The organism is Reyranella sp., from assembly GCF_004297405.1.
In the GTDB taxonomy this organism is placed as follows: Bacteria; Pseudomonadota; Alphaproteobacteria; order Reyranellales; family Reyranellaceae; genus Reyranella.
The window spans coordinates 733551-754495 of record NZ_SCVC01000006.1 but is presented as its reverse complement, the minus strand read 5'-3'; the positions used below and the strand labels follow the sequence as shown (position 1 = coordinate 754495).

The following is a 20945-nucleotide window of genomic DNA, read 5'->3' as shown; positions in this document are numbered from 1 at the left end:
GACGGAGGAGACGATGACGGAAGACGTGAAACTGGACCGCAATCTCGCGCTCGAAGTGGTGCGCGTAACCGAAGCGGCGGCGCTGGCGGCCTCCAAGTTGATGGGCCGTGGCGACGAGAAGATGGCCGATCAGGCCGCGGTCGACGCCATGCGCACGACGCTGAATTCTCTCGCCATCGAAGGCACGGTGGTGATCGGCGAGGGCGAGCGCGACGAAGCGCCGATGCTCTACATCGGCGAGAAGGTCGGCCTCGGCCGTGGTCCCAAGATCGACATCGCGCTCGATCCGCTGGAAGGCACCACCATCACGGCGAAGGGCCTGCCCAACGCCCTTGCCGTCATCGCGATGGCCGAGCATGGCGGCTTCTTGAATGCGCCTGACGTCTACATGGACAAGATCGCCGTCGGTGGCGGTCTGCCGGACGGCATCGTCGATCTCGACAAGACGGCGGCACAGAACCTGGCGGACCTCGCCAAGGCCAAGAAGGTCGATGTTGCCGATCTCGTGGTCTGCATCCTCGACCGGCCGCGCCATTCCGAACTGATCGCCAAGGTTCGCGAGGCCGGCGCCCGTATCATGCTGATCGGTGATGGCGACGTGTCGGGTGTGATCGCGACCTCGACCGGCGATTCCGGCATCGACATCTACATGGGCTCGGGCGGTGCACCGGAAGGTGTGCTGGCGGCGGCGGCACTGCGCGCCATCGGCGGCCAGATCCAGGGCCGCCTGCTGTTCCGCAACGACGATGAGAAGGCCCGTGCCAAGAAGTGGGGCATCACCGATCTCAATCGCAAGTATTCGATGACCGACATGGCCAAGGGCGACGTGATGTTCGCGGCGACCGGTGTCACCTCGGGTTCGATGCTGAAGGGCGTGCGCCGCTTCCACAACGGCGCAGAGACGCACTCGATCGTCATGCGCTCCAAGACCGGCACCGTCCGCTGGGTCTCGGCGCACCACAACTTCGCGATCAAGACCGGCCTGCCAAGCTGGGCGTAGCCGCCCGGCAGCTGGGCGTAATCGCCCAGTAGCTGAGCCTAGCCACAAGCTGCCTGGGAGGCTGGCTGACTGACACGGCGGGTTGGCAGGGCCACCCGCTCGTGCGAGCCTTCCCGGCATGCGCGACGTCCTCGTCGCTCTCGTCGCCTTTCTGCTGATGCCGTTCGGCCTCGCGGGGCCTGCAGCGGGACACGATGGCTGCGGCCGCTTCGGATGGCAGCTCACGCGCGAGATCGAACTCTTTTCAGACGGCTACATGCCGGCGGTCGAGGCCTCGTCGTGGTTGCCACGGGAAGGAGCCTTCGTGCTCCTCCTGACGCCGATGCACTCCACGCTCTACGTCGTGGTGCCGGAGCGCGGCCGTGATGACGGCTTCGGCGGTTTCGTCACCCTGCAATGGATCGCGGCCGGCCGCTACCAGGTCACGCTGGCGGACGAGGCCTGGATCGACATCGTGCAGGACGATCGCCGTCTGCCGATCCTCGCGTCAGCTCGCCGGACGGATTGTCCAGGCATTCGGATCAGCCTGCAGGTCGACGTCGAGAGCAAGCCACTCACCCTGCAGTTCGGAGGCGCCAAGGGGCGCCGCCTCGGCATCGCCGTCCTGCGCTTGCCCTAGGATAGGCTTGCCGCTCAGAGCTTCTCGCCCGCCGCCTTCACCACGGCTTCGACATCGGTGATCCAGACGAGCTTGTGCTTCTTGATGGTCTCGAGCACGCGGCGCAGCGAGGCCGCGCCTGCTGGTGTGCCGACGACGAAGGGATGAAGGCCGATGGCCACGACGGTGGCCGGACGCTGCGGATCCGTCTCGGCCTCGCGCGCCAGCTCGCCGATATAGTCGATCCAGAAGCGCTCGAGGTCGACGGGATCCTTGAGGCGCGAGAGATAACTTCCCATGTCGACCGTGACAGCCGGGTAGGGAACCATCACCAGCTTGCCCAGCGGCGTGTCGAGGCGGGACAGCACGTCGGAGTCCATGCCGTCGAGCGTGTACTTGATGCCTTCGGCGGCGGTGGCCGGGAAGGTCTCAACGTTGGGGAAGACGCTGGGGCTCGACCAGCCAACGGAGCGCACACCGGTGCTCTTCTCGATCCTGTCGAGCGTTTGCCGGATATAGGCCTTCTGCGCGTCGAGGCCTTTATCGAGCGGCAGCATCTCGGTCGAGTTGTTGAGGCCATGCGCCACGATTGCCGCCTTGGGCACCAATGCCCGGAACTGTTTCCAGATCTCGGGATGCTGCTCGGGGAATTGTGCGTTGAGGGCGATGCTGAGCGGGGCGTCCTGTTCCTTGAACAGCCGGCCGACCCTCGGCACGCCCCATTCGATGGCGTACTGGCGGAAGGATTCATCCACGACGTCGGGCTTGCGGTCCGTCATGTCGGGCCGGAAATTCGGGCCGTGGTCCTTGCCCCAGACCTCCACATAGAAAATGAAGCAGATCGCGACCTTGCGGCCGTCGGGCCAGGCCTTCACCGGCATCTGTTCGCGCGGGAACCCGGTGATCCAGTCCTTGCTCGTCTCCGCCATCGTCGGCGACACGAGCGCCACGACTGCCAGCAATGCGACGATGAACAGCTTCGCCATCAAGTTCCCCAAGGCCCCATGAATTTCACGCGAACCTAGCAGGGCCAGTGCGCTAAGTCGTCCACAGGGCTTTCAGCTAAAGTGTCTTCATGTCTGATGGTTCAAGGGCCGAGCGCGCGGCGTTTCTCGGCGTCGAGCGTTCGTTGACGGGCCGGCGCTGGGCGGCCCGACTTGCAGACGAGCGGACGGCGCTTGCGATTGGCCAGCGCCACGGCTTGCCGGACGCGATCTGCCGGCTGCTGGCGGCGCGCGACGTTGATCTCGAAGCCGTGCCGGATTTCCTCGATCCGACCCTGCGCAAATTCCTGCCCGATCCTTCGCACCTCAAGGACATGGATGCCGCGGTCGCGCGGCTGGTTCATGCCGTCCGGCAGGGTGAGCGCATTGTCGTGTTCGGCGACTACGATGTCGACGGCGCGACCTCGTCCGCACTGCTGCTGCGTTTCTTCCGCGCCGTCGGCGGCGATATCGGCGTCTACATTCCCGACCGCCGCAAGGAAGGCTACGGACCCAACGCGACGGCGCTGGTGAAGATCAAGGAAGAGGGCGCATCGGTCGTCGTCACGGTCGATTGCGGCGTTACGGCTTTCGAGCCCTTGGCTGAGGCGAAACGCGTCGGGCTGGACCTGATCGTGATCGACCACCACATGGCGGAGATCGCGCTGCCCGAGGCCATCGCCGTGGTCGACCCCAATCGCCTCGACGACGAGAGCCCGCACAAGCAGCTCGCTGCCGTCGGCGTCGCCTTCCTGCTGGCGGTCGGCATCAACCGAGCCCTGCGCGACGCCGGTTGGTACGGCACCTCGCGGCCCGAACCGGACCTGCGCCAGTGGCTCGATCTCGTGGCGCTGGGCACGGTGTGCGATGTGGTGCCGCTGGTCGGCGTCAATCGCGCGCTGGTGCGGCAGGGCCTGCAGGTGATGGCTCAGCGCCGCAACGCCGGCCTGGCCGCTCTTGCCGATGTGGCGCGGCTGAAGGAACCGCCCGGCGCGTATCATTTGGGGTTTCTCCTCGGACCGAGGGTCAACGCTGGCGGCCGGGTAGGGCAGGCCGATCTCGGGGCACGGCTGCTGTCCAGCGACGATCCGCATGAAGTGGGCGCGCTCGCCGTCCGGCTCGACGAGTTCAACGCCGAGCGCCGTGCCATCGAGCGCGAGCTGCTCGACCAGGCGATCGCCCGCATCGAGGGGCTCTACGGCCCCGACCGCAAGGGCCTGCCTTCGGCGCTGCTGGTCGAGAGCGAAGGCTGGCATGTCGGTGTGATCGGCATCGTGGCGAGCCGGCTGGTCGAACGTTATGGCCGGCCGGCTTTCGTGATCGGCATGGATGGCGAGCTGGGCAAGGGCTCGGGCCGTTCCGTGCGGGGCGTCGACCTGGGCGCAGCGGTGATCGCTGCCCGGCAGGCCGGCCTGCTGGTCAACGGCGGCGGCCATGCCATGGCGGCGGGCCTCACCGTGACGCGCGGGGCACTGCCGGAGCTGGCGCACTTCCTCGATGCACGGATCGCGCCCCAGCTCGGGGTGGCACCCGCCGTGCGCGAACTTGGCATCGACGCGGCCCTCGCGCCGGCCGCCGCGACGCAGGAGCTGGTCGACATGATCGAGCGCGCCGGGCCGTTCGGCGCCGGCAATGCCCTGCCGCGCTTCGCCCTGACCGGCGTGCGGGTGAGCTACGCCCAGCCGGTAGGCGAGGGGCATGTGCGCTGCACCCTGGTCGGCGCCGAGCGCGGCCGCATCGAGGCGATCGCCTTCCGGGCCAACCAGACGGCCCTGGGCCCAGCTTTGCTCGATTCCGCGCGGCCCGTGCTGCATGTTGCGGGCGCGCTCAGGATCGACCGTTTCGGTGGGCGGGAGAGCGTGCGCCTGCAGATTGACGACGCCGCGCCGGCTGCAGGCTCGGTCTTATCCTGAGGCCGGCTTGCTTGATTTGGCGGCCTCTTGCGGCTAAACCCTGCCGCCGGCTTCAGTCCCCTTCGTCTAGAGGCCTAGGACACCGCCCTTTCACGGCGGCGACACGGGTTCGAATCCCGTAGGGGACGCCATTCCCGAACAAAAAAAGAAAACTTCGGGAGCCTTTCAGGAGGTCGGCCAGCCGCGCGGGTGCAACGGGCACCTTGAGATTTGCCAACGTATCTCCACTGGCAGTGGTGGTGATGAGACGTTGATATTGGTCAATGCTCCGACAGCAATTCCGCAGCAGGCTCGGCAGAGTCCCGGCTGTTCTGTGCGGTCGATCTCGTCCGTGGATGACGCGGCATAGCGAGAAGAAATGTGGGGCGGTCCATGGTCGATAGGATCAAAGCGTTTGCTCGCGGTCGGCCAGTACTCTCGTGCAGCCGGCGCGGACTGCTCCTGTTGTCGATGGCGGCCGTGACGGCAACGTCGCTACCAGCCGTGGCGCAGACGCCGACGCCCACGCCGTCACCCACGCCGGCACCGGCATCGCTGGAGAGGAAGTTCTTCTCGCCGCAGGAGCTCGACCAGATGCTGGCGGTGATCGCGCTCTATGACGACGCGCTGCTGTCGCAGGTGCTGATGGCCTCGACCTATCCGTTGGAAGTTGTCGAGGCCTCGCGCTGGCAGCAGGCGAATCCCGCCCTGACCGGCAATGCCGCGGTCGCAGCCGTGGCGGATAAGACTTGGGACGTCAGCGTGAAGTCGCTGGTCGCGTTCCCGTCGATCCTGAAGCAGATGAACGATCACCTCGACTGGACGCAGAGGCTGGGCGACGCGCTGCTCGGCCAGCAGGGCGATGTCGCGGCCTCGATCCAGCGGCTGCGCGCCAAGGCCTCCGCGGCGGGGAACCTCAAGGCCGGTACTGGAACGCAATACACGGTGACGACGGAAACGCAGGGCAACGAGACGATCTACGCAATCGCGCAGACGAGCCCCGAGGTCGTCTACGTGCCGAGCTACGATCCCAACACGGTCTACGGTGCGTGGCCCAGTCCGACCTATCCGCCGACCTGGTGGCCGTTAGGGGGCGCGCTGCTGAGCGGCCTCGTGTGGGGCGCCGGGATCGCGGCGGCGGGCGCGCTCTTCGGTGGCTGGCGGTGGGGCTATGGCGGCTCGGGCAGCTACGTGAACGTCAACGCCAGCCGCGCCGTGAATATCGACCGCAACTTCAATCGCGCCAACATCGGCGCCGGCGACCGCTGGCAGCATCAGGTGGATCACCGGCGCGGCGTCGCCTATCGCGATCCAGCGACTCGGCAACAGTTCGGCCAGAACCGGCCTGGCGCGGCGCAACGCGAGCAGTTTCGCGGGCAGGTGCAGCGCCCGGCGCAGGGTCCCGCTGGCGGCGCTGGCGTCAACCGTCCGGGAGCCGGCGGGGGAGGCGTCCGACGTCCTGGCGCAGGCGGAGGTAACGTGCAGCGTCCTGCACAGCGTCCCGGCGGCGGTGCCGTACAGCGTCCCGGCGCAGGACAGCGCCCGGGGGGAGGCGGCGCTCTCGGCGGCGTCAATCGTGGTGGAGCGGTCAATCGCGAGTCCCAGCGTGGCCGCGCGCAGCAGCAACGCAGCGGCGGCGCCCGTGCCGGCGGCGGCGGTCAGCGTGGCGGCGGCGGCGCACGTCCCGGCGGTGGCGGGGGCGGACAACGTGGCGGCGGCGGTGGTGGTGGCGCGAGGGGCGGTGGCGGTGGAGGTCGGCGATGACAGGATTGGTTTCCCGGTCCCTTGCGGCGCTCGCCCTGTACACAGGCCTGCTCGGCGCGTCCGTTGCACAGACACCGGCGCCGATGCCCGCCCAGGCTCAAACGCAGAAGCAGGCGCCGCAGCTGAAGGGCTTTCCGACGCCCGAGGCGGCCGCCGACGCGCTCACTGAGGCCATTCGCAAGCAGGACGACAAGGCCATCACCGCCATCCTCGGTGTCGACTGGCACACGCTGATACCCGGCAGCGACTGGCAGGACGACGAACTGCGCGACCAGTTTCTGAAGGCCTGGGACGAGAAACACACGATTATTCAGGAAACCCCTGACAAGGCGTTGGTGGGCGCAGGGAAGACGGGCTGGGTGTCACCCATCCCCATCGTCAGGCAGGCAAATGAGTGGCGCTACGACGTCGAGGCCGGCCGTGTGGAACTGGAGGCCCGCCTCATCGGCCGCGACGAGTTCGCCGTCATCCAGACCCTGCTGGCGATCGTCGACGCGCAGCGGGATTACGCCTCGCTCGATCCGATGAAGCTCGGCGTACCGGTCTATGCGCGCCGCCTCGTGAGCTCGCCGGGTCTCAAGAACGGACTCTATTGGGAGACCAAGCCGGGCGAGCCGCCCAGCCCGCTGGGTCCCTTGCTCGCCAAGGCACAATTGGGTGACGTCGAGCGTAACGGCTACTACGGCTACCGCTTCCGGCTGCTCTACAGCCAGGGACCTGATGCGCCAGGCGGCGCGCGTGACTACCTTGTCCGCGATCGCATGATGGGTGGCTTCGCCGTTGTCGCTTGGCCCGTGCACTACGGCGAGACGGGCATCATGACGTTCATGATCAGCAACAATAGCGACGTCTACGAAAAGGACCTGGGCGAGCAGACCGCGCAACGGGCCACGGCGATCAACGTCTTCAATCCCGACAGCAGCTGGGACAAGGCCGACATGACGCCTCCTTGAGCTGGGCAAAGCTCGGCTACTGGGAGGTGGACCCATGCAGATCTCGCGCGTGAACGCGGGTCGCACCATTTATCAATGGTGCAGGGCCCGTCGCCGGGCAAAGGTATTGGCTTCTTTCTCTTCGATGCCTCGCTAACTTCGCGACCTAGCGTGAACCACGCATGGGCTAGTCAATGACCTCGTACTCTTAGTCGCCAAGCGCCCGGTCGGATTGGTTCGCGAACGAGGCATTGGCTACTATAGCCGCGAGGCGCCTCTGGAATGTGCAGCCGGCTTGGTCACAACTTGACGTGTGGTGAAAGGCACATCCTCGGCGGGAAGACGTGTCACCGTCCCAGCGCGCCCGGCATGAAGAAAAAAGTCAGCCCGAGCACGAGATAGACCGCGAGGAGTTGAAGCCCTTTAAGCCAGTTCGCGCGACCGTCGGCCGCGACTTGGCCGGTGATCAGCACTGCAAGCAGCATGATCAAGACCAGTCCTACCGGAAACGCCAGGTCCATCGGGTGCGGGCCGAGGATAAGGCTTGCCAGGACGAGGACCGGCGCAACGAACAACGCCACCTGAACGCTTGACCCGATAGCGATGCCGAGGGCCAGGTCCATGCGGTTCTTCATGGCCACGGTGACGGCCGTGGCGTGCTCTGCGGCGTTGCCTAGGATGGCGACGACGAACACACCGACGAACGCGCTATTCAGCCCCAGCGACCTAGCGGCCGGCTGGATCGAGCCGACCAGGATCTCGCTCATCCAGGCGATCGCCGCAGTACTGGCCGCGAGCACCAGGGCGGCACGGCGCGGCGACGACGATGAAGGTTGGCTATTGTCCTCCCCGGCCGCTCGGGCGCGCGTGAACAGCGCGGCATGGGTCACCAGGCTGAAGGTGAGGAACAGTCCATAAACCAGCAGCAGCACGATAGAGATCGAGATGCTGAGGGGCACTAGCCCCTGTACCGCCTGCGGGCCGAGCGCCGCACTATAAGCTGCAGGCAGGATCAGGGTGATGGCCGCAAGCATCAGCATGGTTGCCTGTGCGCTCGCTCCTTGCGGGTTGAAGCTCTGCTCTCGGTGACGCAGGCCGCCCGCCATCATCGCAGCTCCCAGCACCAACAGGATGTTGCCGACGATGGAGCCCACGATCGACGCCTTGACCACGTCGTATAGGCCCTGGCGCAAGGCGGCCAGAGCGATGATCAGCTCGGCGGCATTGCCGAAAGTGGCGTTGAGAAGCCCACCCATGCCTTCGCCGAGGCGTTCGGACAGTCGTTCGGTCGCCCATCCCATCCACGCTGCCAACGGCAGGATTGCAAGGCCTGAGGTCACAAAGATCAGCAGGTGCTGCTGCGGCGCCAAGTGTTCCAGCGCAATCGCCACAGGCATGAACGGTAGAAGCCAGTTCATGGCGGATCGATCCCGTAGGTCTTGCAGTAGGCATTAACCGCGGCGTCGATTGTAGGAAAGAAGCCGCCGTCACCAAAGCGCTCATAAAGACCGAAGCGCTTGAGCTTGTCCTTCACCGGATCCTTCAGCTCTGCAAAGCACAGTTCGATGCCGACCGCGCGCAGCCGCTCGTCGAGTTCGGCGAGCGCATCCGCTGCCGTGACGTCAACGCTCGTAACCGGCTCCGCCGCCACCACCACGCGACGCGCTTCGGTCGACGAGGCCGCAACGGCGGCCAGGATCCGGTCTTCGAAGAACTCGGCGTTGGCGAAGAACAAGGGCGCATCCCAGCGGAACAGCACCAGGCCGGGGACCAACCGGGCACGAGGATATCGGCTGGTATCGTGATAGCCGGCCACGCCCTCGACGCGTCCGAGAATGGCGGAATGTGGCCGCCAACCATCCCAGAGGAACTCGACGATGGCTACCACGACGGCAAGCCCGATCCCCGGCACGGCACCTAAAACCGCCACGCCGACCAAGCACAATATGCTGAGCCAGAACTCCCAGCGCTGGATACGCCAGATACGAACGAGATCTTTCACCTCAATGAGGCCGATTGCCGAGGCGATGACCACAGCCGCAAGGGCAGGCGTCGGCAGATGCTTCAGAAGGTCGGGAGCGCCAACCAACAACGCGGCGACACATAGCGCGCCCACGACACCGGTGAGCTGCGTTTTCGCGCCGGACGCCTCGGCCACCGGGGTACGCGACGAACTGCTGCTGATCGGGAAGCCCTGAAAGAATCCCGCTGCGAGATTGGCTGCACCCAGTCCGACCATCTCCTGGTTGGGATCAACCGGGCGGCCGCGCCGCGCCGCATAGGCTCGCGATAGCACGCTAGTGTCGGCGAACGACACCAGGGCCACCGCCACGCCGCCGACCAGAACCGGCACGAGATCGTCCAGGGAGATCCAGGGCAAGGCGACTGACGGCAGGCCCTCGGGCAGGGTGCCAAGGACCGTGACGCCCTTGCTCCCAAGGTCGAGCAGGCCGGTCACGACGGTGGCGCCGAGAACGGCAATGAGCACGCCCGGCAGGAGCCTGCTGCCTTTCAGCAACAGGATCGTGGCGAGCACACCTAGGCCCACCGCGAAGGCCGTCCAATTGATGTTCCCCGAAGTGATGGACGTCGCGATCGCCCACAGACTTCGCAAAGGGCCATCGGCGTCTATGGAGAATCCCAGTAGCTTGGGCAGCTGGCTGATCATCACTGTCAGCGCAATGCCATTCATGTAGCCGTAGCGAATGGGCTTGGACAAAAGCTCAGTGATGAACCCCAGCTTCAGAGCCCCGGCAAGGATGCAGACCAGGCCGGAGACCACGGCCATGGCGCCGGCCAGCGCCACGGCGCGCATGGGATCGCCACCGGCATTGGCAAGTACGACAGCCAGGATAATGGGCGCCAGCGAGGAGTCCGGTCCAAGCACCAGGAGGCGGCTCGGCCCGAACAGTGCATAGGCGAGCAGGGGAACGATAGTTGCGTAGAGGCCGTAGACGCCCGGCAGGCCTGAGGCGACTGCATAAGCGATGCCTACCGGGACCAACATGGTCGTCAGTACGAGCCCGGCCACCAGGTCGTGGCGCAGCCAGGGCAACTCGTACTCGCGCAAGGTCGCGAGGCCTGGCAGCCAGCGCATATAACCCAAAGTCGTGGTGGGAGCTGGATACCTCATTGGGACCAGACTGACTGAGCCTCCATCTAATCAACCTGCTTGTTTGATTCTCCGCCTTCTTGGTGATGGATGAAGGTTCACAGAGGCTCGGGAAGCCGAACTTTGCGGGTCTGCTTTTGCGCCAAGCATAAGCGTCGAGATTTCTATGATGGCGATGCCGGTAATTACCCCGGCGCCATCTCGCGATGTATTATCGTCGCGCGGGTGCGGCTTTGCTCGAGTTCCCTAAATGCTCTTTGGACGAGTTCGCCAACTAGATCCTGACCGTGGCGTTGAGCGTCTGCTGCCAGGTCCACATGAACCGTTCCAATCCGGTATTTTCTGGCGGTTCTACGGCACAGCCATACTTCGATTTGCTGGTGGGCGTGCAAAACGGCGACGTTGGGGCGATGGGCGACCTGCTTCGGTGGAGGTCTTGAATGGTGTCTGATCATTCGACTCACCCTTTGAACCGTGATGGGATCTTTTCGCTCTTACTCGCTTTGGTTGTCGTCAACCCCAGATCTGTAAATGTAGCCTGTCCCCTTTGAATGCCATCTGATCCGAGGAGGCGGGAATGGTTAAATTCGAGCTGGATCGGGACAAGGGCATTCTGATCGTCAGTCTCGAAGGCCCCCTCGAAGCGGGTGACTTCCAGGCCATTGCACGCGAGATCGACCCCTATCTAGCTGCTCACGGTAAACTAACCGGCCTCATGATCCAAGCTCTGCCCTTCCATGGCTGGAGGAGTTTGGGCGCTCTGGTCCAGCATTTGAAATTCGTTCTGAACCATCACCGGCAGATCAAGCGTGTCGCGGCTGTAACTGACAGCCTGGTTCTTCGCGTTGTCCCGCGCATTGTTGGGAGCTGTGCGAGTCCCGAAATCAGGGCGTTTGGCGGTGATCAGGCTCTTCTCGCGTTTGCTTGGTTGGAGTCTGGTAACCAACCGTAAGAAGTCACGATGTCGAATGCATCAATCGAATATGCACCCATCGCCCTAGCGATCTCGCACGAGGCCGCCGCTTGCGCTTCAAGTCGCCGACGCCTCGTGTGAGTTAGACGCGGACGCACTGTCGGGTTTCGTGCGGCTGCCAGGCCCCGGATAGGTTGTCTCAACTTCGGTGGCGGGCAGCGCCAGTTTGGCTGAGGTTATTGCCGGCTGGAGAGCGAGATGCGTGCCAGGAATGTAATGACATCAGAGATCGTAGCCGCAGCGAGTAGCGCCACCTTGCTTGAAGCAGTCAGAGAACTCGTCAATACCAATGCCTCGGCCTTGCCGGTTGTCGATGGCGGTAACCAACTGATCGGCTTGATCAGCGAGATCGATATCATTCGACATCTGTTGTCTATCGACAACGAAGCAGCATTGTTCCGTTTGCAGTTTGAAGCCGGCATGCCGATGCCTGATCCCATAGCCAAGGCATTTTTGGAGTACGCCACGGCGTCGGCTTCGATGTTGTCGCCAAGGCGGGGGTGATCCACCTTTTGGGGGAGGTGTTCACTGAAGCCGAAGAGCTGGCGTGTCAGGCCGCGGCTGGAAAGGTGCCGGGTGTGTTGTAGACGTCCAGTCCATATGTAACTGCTGCCTCGGCGCAGGCGCATTACTATGCATCGGTAGGTGGAGCGTGGTTCCGATGGCGCAGAGTAGGGCCCCCGAGTCACTGGCGCTAAGTGGTGGATATGGCTATGCGGGCCATAAGCAACGAATTGCCGCTCTAGACTTTTCGTGCCGTTCACATAGTCGCTTGAGAAGCTTTGCCGACAGGTGCATCCTTTCTCAATGAACCGTAGAGGGATGTTCGCCATTGCTGCCCTATGCGTATTGACGGCCTGCCAGTCACCGGTCGGGCTTGAGCAAAGCGTGCCCACATGGACCGCAGTTTACCGAGTACCCTACGATGCGATGGCGAACTGCCTTGTCGACCGAGAACGGAAGTCATGGGTCAAGGTGACTCCGTCGACCTATCCACTAGAGAGCCGCGCGAAAGTGATCGTCACGTCTCCAACAGGCTCGGCGTTGGGGACGTATGACATACGCAAGATCTCCGGAGAAAACATCGAAGTGGCCTATCGAAGCATATACGGTGGGCCCGGCAGTGGCGCAGGAGGCGACGCCCTTGAGAAAGCCAATCAATGCGGCAATCCAGCCTAGCGCTAGCCCCCAGGGCGATCGAGCAACGCCCTACGTGGACTAGGTCTGCATATCGACGGTGAAGAGCGTCGGCGTTCTCACTCGTCATCGGCGGACAGCGAAGATCGCGGCTAGTTGCGTCGCTCGTGACCCACGGGGCCACCGCTGAACCCGCTGGGCAAGTGCTCAAAATGCAGAAGCGGCCGGGCGATCTAGATGACCTCGTGATATTGGGGCGCCCGCTACAAAGTCCTTCCGCTCACTCGCGAGGCCTGACTGCGAGCCCCATGGCGATTGCTAGTGCAATGCCGCTTTCCTCGCACAAGCCCATCACAATGGCCCGATGCGGTGGTGTGCTGCCGATTTCGACGAGTACGAAGTCCGGCTTCGCTGACGTGCCTACAATGACCCCGATGAAAGGTGCCAAGCCGAGAAGGCGGCCCTCGCCGTTGTGGCCGTCCACCAAGCCGCAAACCGTCACCTGCCCACGGCTGTTGCGGGCTGCCTTCATTTCTCCGAACTGCGCCGACGAACCGTCCTTGAGCCACTTCATCACACCCGCAACCACGGCCTCCTTTTGGAGTAGGGTCAGGCGAACGGGGGTACCAGCTTCGATTGATGCCCCAGGTGCTACCGGTGGTAGATCGCTATAAGGAGGCTGCAACGTGATTGGGTAATGCGAAACGTCGGTTTTGCACGCGCACGTCAGTAGAGCTGCGATGAGCACAAGATTACGCAGCACCTGCACCAGTGAATCTCCCCCCAAGATCACTGCCCCCAACAAGACCCATGCTGCCAAGCTACGACTGACACGTCCAGATAAACCGCCGCCGCACTTCCCACGAAGGCATCGCCTGCTTGGGTACATCAGCCCATCCCGCCACGTCATCAAACTCAACGGCCGATGCTGAAGGCGCGGGGATACCTCTTTAACGCTGCCTCTTCACGACCTGAGCGCCTAGCTTCCGGACCAACGCCTCAAACGCCCTCCGTGGCCCTAAAGCTTTCTTAACCTTTCCCTTAGGCCTCCATGCGGCGCCCATTCGTTCTCTCCTCAGACAGCACGAACCGCCATTCCCTCGGGCGTCCATAGGCCGATGGGGGAGGCGGAAGGACCGTTATGGTGACGTTTAGGTCTGTGTGGTCGGAAGGATCGAGCACCTGAAGTTCGGCAAACTCGGTGCGTCCGGGTCGAGGATTGCTCGCTCCGATCGCGTGAGCAACGATACTCTTCGCATCGTTCAAAGCAGGCTGAAGAGCCCCGTTGCCGGTCTGATGCTGGAGGCCTCGTATGCAAAGTTCACCGCACGTGACGGAAACGTCATTGGTAAAGCTGCTGAAGGCCACCGCGATTGGAGGCCTGCTGTTCTTGTTGCCACTGATTCTTGTGGCCATGCTCCTGGGTCACGCAGTGCATCTCGCGGCGACCATAACCCAGCCTATCTCTAGCCTTTTGACGCTGGATCGCGTCGTTGGCCCTGAGGGTGAGAGGCTGCTTGCAATTGTTGCGTTGGTGGCAATTACCGTTGCCGCTGGCTTCCTGGCTCGAACGAAGCTGGGGAAGTATGTTGGGCGAGGTTTCGAGCGTTCGTTTCTAGTGGGTCTCCCCGTGTACCAGATGGCCAAGAGCATGGCGGAGGGCTTCTCTCGGGTCGAAGGCGCGGAAAGCGTCAATCCAGTGCTCGTCAGCCTCGAAGATGGATGGCAAATCGGATACCTGCTCGAGACCCTCCACAACGGGTGGGTTGCGGTATTCGTTCCTCAAGCACCCACCCCCATGTCGGGCAATCTCATGTATCTGCCTGCGGCGCGCGTCCGCTCGGTGCAAATGACCATGCCGGAGGCCATGATGCTTATCAAACATATGGGCATTGGTTCAGCCACAGTACTGGCGAACACCGATCTGGACCACCCCGAAGATCGACAGCTCCCTAGTTGAACAGACGTGTCACCTTCGGCCGCCGACGGGCCGACGACTGCGAGGCGGCAGCGTCCCTTTGTGGCTATTTCGGCCGCGGCTCGGCGGTGCCTTTGCTTGGCTCGACGAGATCGCCGCGGCGCAGCCGTTTGACCGCATCGACGAGCAGGCGTGCGGCGTTACGTGTCTCTTCCTGGAAGGCGCGATCGGCATCGAGCGCCTGGTGGCTCGTCGCATAGCTCTCGTAATAGCCAACATATCGGTCGATCTCGGCGTGGTGACCGGCGCCAATCAGGCCCATGTCGCTCAGCCAATCCGACAGCGAGCGGCGAAGATTTTCGGCGCCCGCGGCATCGCCATGGACCACGACGGAGAAGGTGCGCCCCGCGAGGTGGCGCGGAAAGTTCCAGCCTTTCAGTTCGATCGCCTTGGCTTTGTCTGGATCCTTCCCACTGGTCGACGTCGGATCGGGATTGCCGCCGTCGGCGCAGACCAGCCGATCCATCATGGCCTTCAGCACGGTCGGCGCCTGATACCAGTGGACCGGCGTGACGATCATGATGCCGTGGGCCGCCGCCCACATCGGATAGATATCATTCATCCAGTCGTTGATCTGCGCGTAGGCATGGTTGGGATAGCAGGAGCAGGGCCAGTGGCAGAGCGGCATGGCCGTCGAGACGCAGGCCTTGCAGGGATGGATGTGCAGGCTGCGCTCGGCCACGATGCGGCTGAGATCGAGCAGTTCGACTTCGAAACCGCGTTGCCGTTTGAAGACCTGTTCGGCGAGCTTCACCAGCCGCCAGGTTTTCGAGATCTCACCGGGGCAGGTCTGGTCGCTGCGCGGTGAACCGTTGACGAGCAGGATACGCGACGCCGAGCGCGGCGATCTTTGCTGGCGCTCCGCCTTGGCGATGGCGGCCCGCGCCGCGAGCCATTCGACCGAGAGTTCGTAGTTGGGATCGGTGAAGCCGCGTCCGGCACGGCGCGTCCGTGGCGCCTTTCGATCGTCCTTGTAGGCTTCCCATGCGATGGGGAGGATGGTTTCGATCGACGGTTCGATCGGGTCAAAGGCGGGGTCGTAGAAGCGCTGACGCAGGCGCTGTTCGAACGCATCCTTGCCGAGTTCGGTCTTCGGCATGCCTTTGCGGGCTTTTACCTTCGCCATGTTGTCCTCCCCGAGATCGGCGTTAACGCCAGGAACGCGGTGAAGCTGCAATATCAGCCTGTCGAACAGGTGTTTCCACGGCGGACACCGTGTGCAACACGTGACCAGTATAGGCTCTGTCAGGTGAGGCGCAGTATGCGCCGCATCTCCGGGGACCTGTTCAGTTCGTGGAACTTCAGGGAGACATTCTGGTGTTTTGGTCCATCGCTATGATTCTCGGATACTTCTTCATCGGCATTGCCAAGGTCGTGGAAGAGGTGAACGCGAGTCCTGCCGATCGGCCGGGACACGGCAAGAACCGGGACCTGTTTCAGGCGGCACACATGCTGGTTCTCTGGCCACGCTACGTTCCAATGCCTTGGGCTGCCCTGACGGCCCATGTCCTGGTCGTGGCCGCGGTTTTGTGGGGTTTGGGCTACTTCGTCGACGATCTGTTTGTTCGCGCGGGCATCGTGGTGGGAATGCTCATCGTCGTATTGAGCTGGTACCTGATCCGCATTGGAAATCGTACGCGATGAATGGCGGCACGGCGGTGATGGCGGGGCGCCCAGCAACGGAACGCCCCGCCCGCACGTAACTCTACTGTTCCTTGACGTTGCCTGCAGTATCCAGCGTCACGGCCAGCTCGACGTTGTTCCTCATCGCCTTTCCGGTCCAGTTGCCGGCGGTATCGCGGGTGAGCTGCTTGACGCCGGTGTAGCCTCTGGCTTCAAGCTGGGCCTTGGCCGCCGCCTCGCCGGCAGTGGCGTTGGGCGTCGTCGTCGGCAGGCCCGTGCGCGGGTTGCTCGTGCCGCCCGGCAGTGCCGTACCAGGTTGTGCGGGTTGCGTAATCTGGGCGTAGGCGATTCCGGCGACACCCGTGGCTGCGATCATGGCAATTGTGGCGAGGGTATTCTTCATGGAGTCCTCCAATTCGTGGCGGGCTGACGGGAGAAAACGCCCGGAAAAGCGGGTCGTTGCGCCCACGCGGAGACCGTCCCTGCGTCTCATCGTTCCACAGCGGACGGAAAATCAGTGGGCGTAGGACGTGCCACGTGCTCAATATCGTTCGTTCCATTGCAGAAGGCAGGTCATGGCTTCGAAGGACCGACAGATGGCTGACGAAACCCGTCCGCGGCGCTTTGCCGTGCTGATCGACGCCGACAATACGTCGCCTCGGATCGTCGCCGGCCTTTTCGAGGAGATCGCCAAGTTCGGTGAGGCCAGCGTGCGCCGCATCTACGGCGACTTCTCCAGTTCGCGGCTGAGATCGTGGACCGACGTTCTGCAGAAATACGCGATCGATCCCTACCAGCAGTTTGCCTACACCTCCGGGAAGAACGCGTCCGACATCGCTTTGGTGATTGACGCCATGGACCTCCTGCACAGCGGTCGGTTCGATGGATTCTGTCTCGTGTCCTCCGACAGCGATTTCACCAGGCTTGCCTCGCGGCTTCGCGAGGAGGGGGCCGACGTCTACGGCTTCGGGGCGCAGAAGACGCCAGAGAGCTTCCGGCAAGCGTGCCGGCGCTTCGTCTATACCGAGAATCTCTTGCCCGAGGCGGCAGTGTCCGCGCCGGAACAGGACGGTGGGCCGCGTCAGGCCCTGCAGCCGCCGAGCGCTGCGGTCCCCATTCTCAGCCGGGCCATCGAGCAGATGGAAAGCGAAGATGGTTGGGTCGGGCTGGGGGCGGTCGGGCAACGCCTCGCCAACATCGCCTCGGACTTCGATCCCCGCACTTACGGCTATCGCAAGTTGAGCGACCTCGTTCGCAAGACGGGCGCGTTCGACATCGATCAGCCCGAGGGCAGAGCCGTGCGGATCCGCGCGAGGCAAGGACAGGGGCCGAATCCCAGGACAAGCGGGCGGCGGACAGCCCCACGCCGGCCACCGTCCTAATCTCTCGATGTCCGGCAACGATATCGAGACGCTGAAGCAGCGAGCCTTCGCCAGTCAGGTTGAGGCCCGTGAGGCCGTGCGGGCTTATGGCCGTGCGTCGTGGATCAGGTTCGCGGCGACATTCATTCCCGTGCCACTGGTCGTCGTCGTGTTCCGGCTCTATCTCGTCGCCTGGCATTATTATGTTTTGGGGGGCGCTTTCATCGTGATCGCGATGCTGATGTATGCGTTGGACAGCCGGGCTGCGACGCGGCGGGACAGGGCACTCGCGGCTGCCAGGGAGGCGCGGTCGGCCTATCGACAAGCGCGCCTGAGGGCAAAGAGCAGGGCATGACGAAGGCCGTTATCGTGGGGGCAGGCATCGCTGGCCTTGCCGCAGCGGCGGCCGTGGCGCCGTTCTTCGAGGCGGTTACGATCCTCGACAAGGATGCACTGCCGGACGCTCCGCAGTCGCGCAAGGGCGTGGCACAGGACCTTCAGGTCCATATTCTCCTGAAGGGCGGCGAACTGGCCCTCGAGGCGCTGATGCCCGGTATACGTGATGCCTTGCTGGCTGCCGGCGCGGTCGAGGTGCGGCAGACCGAGGACGTGTCGATCTGGGAGCACGATGCGTGGCATGCGCGGCGCGATCTCGGTCATAGCCAGTTGATGATGAGCCGGCCGGCCTATGAGCATGTGCTGCGCCGTCGCATTCTGGCGCTGGGCAACGTGACGATTCGGGACCGCACGCCGGTCGACGCTCTGCCTTTGGAGGGCAGCAATCTAACCGTAATCGCGACGGGACGCGGCGACCAATTGCTGGCGGGGCTCGACGTGCCGGCGACCACGCTCGGCATCGAGGTGACCTACACCTCGGCGCGCTTCGCCAAGCCGGCGCGCTATCGCGGCGAGGGCCGCTTCATCGCCTGCATTCCCGAGCCGCCGGACGATCGCTATGGGCTGGTTTGTCCGGTTGAGAGCGACGAATGGCTGATCACGCTCTGCAGCCGGTTCGACAACAAGGTACCGACCGATCTTGAAGGGTTCCGTGCCTATGCTGCGGCGCTGCCGGTGCCCGACATCACCGACCGGCTGCGCGATGCCGTGCCTCTCGGGCCTCTGCGCAGCTATCGCATCGCCAATGCGACCTGGCGACACTTCGAGCGTTCGAGTGGTCTGCCACCGCGCGTGATCCCGATCGGCGATTGTATCTCGAGCTTCAATCCGACCTTCGGTCAGGGCATGTCCGTCGCCGCAGGCCACGCACTGGCGCTACGTGAGGCGCTGGCCGCCGCTGCCGATCCTGACGGCCTCAACGGCGTGGTGGCGGCCTACCTGCCACGGGCAGCGGCCGTGAGTGAACAGGCATGGGCAACGGCCGCGATGGCCGACCTCGAATATCCGCTCACCGTGGGCGAAAGGCCGGCCGGCTTCGACAAGATGGTGCTGGGCTCGGAGGCGATGCGTCGTGCTGCCGGGAAGCATCCCGAAGTGCATCTGCTGCGCTTCGAGATCGGCAACCTGGTGAAGCCGAACAGTGCGGCCCGCAGCGGTCCGGCCGCGCGACTGGTCGCAAAGGAGATGATGCGCCGTCGCTAGGCGCGGTTCCTCATGGTGCAGCGGCATTTGTCGATCTGGTGCAGCTCGACCATGTTGCCGCAAGGATCGTTCATGAAGAGCTGCAGCGAGTCCGGGCTCGTCAGCCCTTCAATCGCCCAGTACTTCACCCCCAAGCGCTCAAGCTCGCGCCGGCTCTCCTGGATATCGGCGACGGCCAGGGCGATATGCGGCAGGGTCGGGTCCATGCCCGGCCCCTTGGCGACGGGTGAGGGTTGCTGGCCGCCGAAGAGATGGATTTGCCCGACCTCGCCGACATTGATCCAGAGACCCGGGATGCCGGGGATCGTCGGCCGGCCCTTGTCGCGTTCAAGGCCGAGAACGTCGGCATAGAAGTTCGCGACCGTGTCGACCATCTCACCCTTGTTGTCGAGGCGGTAGCCGGTGTGGTGGATCTCCAGAACCTTGATGGGCATGCGGCTCCTCCGTGACTGTTCATTATCGCCGGGCGCGGCGGCCAATCAGCAGGATGAGCGGAATGGCCATCGCCGAACAGGCAGTATAGAGGCCGAAGGCGTTGATGTAGCCGATCATCGCCGATTGGCGGCTGATCTCTTTCGAGAGGCGAGCCAGCCCCAGCATCGTTTCGAAATCCCAACCACCCGTCACCCAAGGCAGCGCCAGCGCCCTGTTGAACGGGTTCACCAGCTCCACCATGCGGCTGTAGTTGGCGCTGGTCGCGCGCACGATTTCGGCAACGCAGATCGAAATGAAGAAGCTCGATCCGATGTTGCGCAGCAGATGGTAGACCGCCGTGCCCTCGGCCAGGTTGGCGGCACTGACATTGGAGAAAGTGACGAGGGTGAGCGGCACCCAGATGACTCCGACGGCGATCCCCTGAAGCAGGCTGTTCAGCATCAAGGTGCCCATGTCGACATTGAGGTCGATCGCCATCAGCCAGACGCCCGAGAGTGTCTGCACCGCGAAGCCACCGATCAGGCCGATGCGCGGGTCCATGCGGCCGACGAAGATCGCCAGGAAGAATCCGATCGTGGCGCCGACGCCGCGAGCCGCGATGACTTCACCGATTAGTGCGTCGGGAAAGCCTGCATGCTGCTGCAGGAGCGGAGGCAGCAACACCATGGGCGTGAAATTCAGCATGCCGTAGATCAGCACCAGCACGAGGCCGATTGCATAGTTGCGGTCGAGCAGGAGACGCAGGTTGAGGAACGGCCGGTCGGTCGTAAGGCTGTGGGCGAGGAAGACCCAGAACGCCAGAACAGCGATGAAGGTCTCGATCATGATTTCGGTCGACTCGAACCAGTCGAGCCGCTGACCACGCGACAGCACGAGCTGGACGCAGGCGATGGCGACCGAGAGCGACAGGAAGCCCGTCCAGTCGAGGCTGATGCGTCCGGTCGGGCGGTCGTAGGGCAGGGTGAGGCGCAGCCCGACGAAGGAGATCAGGCCCACCGGCACGATCATGTAAAAGGCCCAGCGCCAACTGTAGATCTCCGACAGCATGCCGCCGACGGTGGGGCCGATCACCGGCCCGATGACCACGGCCATGCCGAAGATCGACGTCACCAGTCCCTGCTGCCGCTTGGGGAAGGTGTCGAGAAGGATGGTCTGCGACAGCGGGATCACCGGGGCGCCCAGCGCGCCCTGCAGGACACGCCACAGGATCAGCGTCTCCAGCGAATCTGCGAGGCCGCACATCAGAGTCGTGACGGTGAAAGCGAAGACCGACCAGACCATGGTTTCGCGCCGGCCGAACCGGGCGGCCAGCCAGCCGGTCATCGGGGTGGCCACGGCGGTCGCCAGGATGTTGAAGGTCATTGCCCAGGCGATCTCATCCTGGGTGGCCGACATGGTGCCCTGCATCTGGGGCAGGAGCGTCGAGGCGATCAGGAGGGTCGTGGCGTAAAGGGTCGAGCCCAACACCACCATCACGAGAATCAGCACTCGCTTGCCCAGCGAGGTCTCCTCGGGGCTTTCCGGAAAGGCGTCGGCGGCGGTTGTTGAACTCATTGCC

The 20945-nt window shown here is 64.0% G+C and carries 20 protein-coding genes and 1 tRNA gene; 13 read left to right on the top strand and 8 right to left on the bottom strand.

The genetic code is table 11. The features are described from left to right. Positions 1–13: 13 nt before the first annotated feature. Together glpX and EPO50_RS06015 are read left to right on the top strand one after the other, a co-directional pair. Positions 14–1000, top strand: a complete 987-nt coding sequence (glpX, locus tag EPO50_RS06020) for a class II fructose-bisphosphatase (protein ID WP_296341965.1) — start codon at positions 14–16, stop codon at positions 998–1000. A 118-nt stretch (positions 1001–1118) separates the two neighbouring features. Continuing rightward, a complete protein-coding gene (locus EPO50_RS06015; protein WP_296341962.1) occupies positions 1119–1619 on the top strand; it encodes a hypothetical protein in 501 nt (166 codons plus the stop codon). A gap of 14 nt (positions 1620–1633) precedes the next feature. Here EPO50_RS06015 and EPO50_RS06010 read toward each other — a convergent pair whose 3' ends face one another. After that, entirely contained in the window at positions 1634–2584 is a 951-nt protein-coding gene (locus EPO50_RS06010) for a polysaccharide deacetylase (protein WP_296341961.1), read from the bottom strand. Positions 2585–2673: 89 nt separating this feature from the next. Between EPO50_RS06010 and recJ the strand changes: the two genes are divergently transcribed. The 4 genes from recJ to EPO50_RS05990 all read left to right on the top strand — a co-directional run bounded on the left by recJ (position 2674) and on the right by EPO50_RS05990 (position 7190). Next, positions 2674–4494 carry a single-stranded-DNA-specific exonuclease RecJ gene (recJ, locus tag EPO50_RS06005; RefSeq protein WP_296341958.1) on the top strand — a complete coding sequence of 607 codons (1821 nt, stop codon included), beginning with the start codon at positions 2674–2676 and terminating at the stop codon, positions 4492–4494. 55 nt (positions 4495–4549) lie between these two features. Beyond that, positions 4550–4625: transfer RNA gene (locus EPO50_RS06000), tRNA-Glu, on the top strand. 241 nt (positions 4626–4866) lie between these two features. Further along, positions 4867–6237: a DUF3300 domain-containing protein gene (locus tag EPO50_RS05995; protein ID WP_296341956.1), complete on the top strand. Its 1371-nt coding sequence runs from the start codon at positions 4867–4869 to the stop codon at positions 6235–6237. Beyond that, positions 6234–7190 carry a DUF2950 domain-containing protein gene (locus EPO50_RS05990; protein ID WP_296341954.1) on the top strand — a complete coding sequence of 319 codons (957 nt, stop codon included), beginning with the start codon at positions 6234–6236 and terminating at the stop codon, positions 7188–7190. Before EPO50_RS05995 ends, EPO50_RS05990 begins: the two co-directional genes overlap by 4 nt. A gap of 326 nt (positions 7191–7516) precedes the next feature. On the opposite strand, the gene cax is transcribed toward EPO50_RS05990, so the two are convergent. Beyond that, on the bottom strand, positions 7517–8587 hold the full coding sequence (gene cax, locus EPO50_RS05985) for a calcium/proton exchanger (RefSeq protein ID WP_296341952.1): 1071 nt from the start codon (positions 8585–8587) through the stop codon (positions 7517–7519). After that, a complete protein-coding gene (locus tag EPO50_RS05980; RefSeq protein ID WP_296341950.1) occupies positions 8584–10302 on the bottom strand; it encodes a SulP family inorganic anion transporter in 1719 nt (572 codons plus the stop codon). Before EPO50_RS05980 ends, cax begins: the two co-directional genes overlap by 4 nt. A 556-nt stretch (positions 10303–10858) precedes the next feature. Between EPO50_RS05980 and EPO50_RS05975 the strand changes: the two genes are divergently transcribed. After that, positions 10859–11233, top strand: a complete 375-nt coding sequence (locus EPO50_RS05975; protein ID WP_296341948.1) for an STAS/SEC14 domain-containing protein — start codon at positions 10859–10861, stop codon at positions 11231–11233. A gap of 219 nt (positions 11234–11452) precedes the next feature. Continuing rightward, positions 11453–11758 (top strand): CBS domain-containing protein, encoded by a 306-nt coding sequence (locus EPO50_RS05970; protein WP_296341946.1) that lies wholly within the window; start codon positions 11453–11455, stop codon positions 11756–11758. A 913-nt stretch (positions 11759–12671) separates the two neighbouring features. Here EPO50_RS05970 and EPO50_RS05965 read toward each other — a convergent pair. Next, positions 12672–13160 carry a hypothetical protein gene (locus tag EPO50_RS05965; RefSeq protein WP_296341944.1) on the bottom strand — a complete coding sequence of 163 codons (489 nt, stop codon included), beginning with the start codon at positions 13158–13160 and terminating at the stop codon, positions 12672–12674. A gap of 543 nt (positions 13161–13703) precedes the next feature. Between EPO50_RS05965 and EPO50_RS05960 the strand changes: the two genes are divergently transcribed. Continuing rightward, positions 13704–14351 carry a DUF502 domain-containing protein gene (locus EPO50_RS05960; protein ID WP_296341942.1) on the top strand — a complete coding sequence of 216 codons (648 nt, stop codon included), beginning with the start codon at positions 13704–13706 and terminating at the stop codon, positions 14349–14351. A gap of 64 nt (positions 14352–14415) precedes the next feature. On the opposite strand, the gene EPO50_RS05955 is transcribed toward EPO50_RS05960, so the two are convergent. Next, a complete protein-coding gene (locus tag EPO50_RS05955; RefSeq protein ID WP_296341940.1) occupies positions 14416–15495 on the bottom strand; it encodes a flavodoxin family protein in 1080 nt (359 codons plus the stop codon). 167 nt (positions 15496–15662) lie between these two features. On the opposite strand from EPO50_RS05955, the gene EPO50_RS05950 reads away from it, so the two are divergent. Continuing rightward, on the top strand, positions 15663–16013 hold the full coding sequence (locus EPO50_RS05950; protein ID WP_296341937.1) for a hypothetical protein: 351 nt from the start codon (positions 15663–15665) through the stop codon (positions 16011–16013). 61 nt (positions 16014–16074) lie between these two features. Here EPO50_RS05950 and EPO50_RS05945 read toward each other — a convergent pair whose 3' ends face one another. Further along, positions 16075–16395, bottom strand: coding sequence for a hypothetical protein (locus EPO50_RS05945; RefSeq protein WP_296341935.1), 321 nt, complete (start codon positions 16393–16395; stop codon positions 16075–16077). Between the two features lie 193 nt (positions 16396–16588). Between EPO50_RS05945 and EPO50_RS05940 the strand changes: the two genes are divergently transcribed. Genes EPO50_RS05940 through EPO50_RS05930 form a run of 3 tightly spaced genes read left to right on the top strand, consistent with a single transcriptional unit; the run spans position 16589 to position 18952 of the window. Beyond that, positions 16589–17374 (top strand): NYN domain-containing protein, encoded by a 786-nt coding sequence (locus tag EPO50_RS05940; RefSeq protein ID WP_296341933.1) that lies wholly within the window; start codon positions 16589–16591, stop codon positions 17372–17374. A gap of 7 nt (positions 17375–17381) precedes the next feature. Further along, positions 17382–17708, top strand: a complete 327-nt coding sequence (locus EPO50_RS05935; protein ID WP_296341931.1) for a hypothetical protein — start codon at positions 17382–17384, stop codon at positions 17706–17708. After that, entirely contained in the window at positions 17705–18952 is a 1248-nt protein-coding gene (locus tag EPO50_RS05930; protein WP_296341929.1) for an FAD-dependent monooxygenase, read from the top strand. Before EPO50_RS05935 ends, EPO50_RS05930 begins: the two co-directional genes overlap by 4 nt. Here EPO50_RS05930 and EPO50_RS05925 read toward each other — a convergent pair. Together EPO50_RS05925 and EPO50_RS05920 are read right to left on the bottom strand one after the other, a co-directional pair. Continuing rightward, positions 18949–19386: a VOC family protein gene (locus tag EPO50_RS05925; RefSeq protein ID WP_296341927.1), complete on the bottom strand. Its 438-nt coding sequence runs from the start codon at positions 19384–19386 to the stop codon at positions 18949–18951. The genes EPO50_RS05930 and EPO50_RS05925 overlap by 4 nt on opposite strands. A gap of 22 nt (positions 19387–19408) precedes the next feature. Continuing rightward, a complete protein-coding gene (locus EPO50_RS05920) occupies positions 19409–20941 on the bottom strand; it encodes a DHA2 family efflux MFS transporter permease subunit (protein ID WP_296341925.1) in 1533 nt (510 codons plus the stop codon). Positions 20942–20945: the final 4 nt, after the last annotated feature.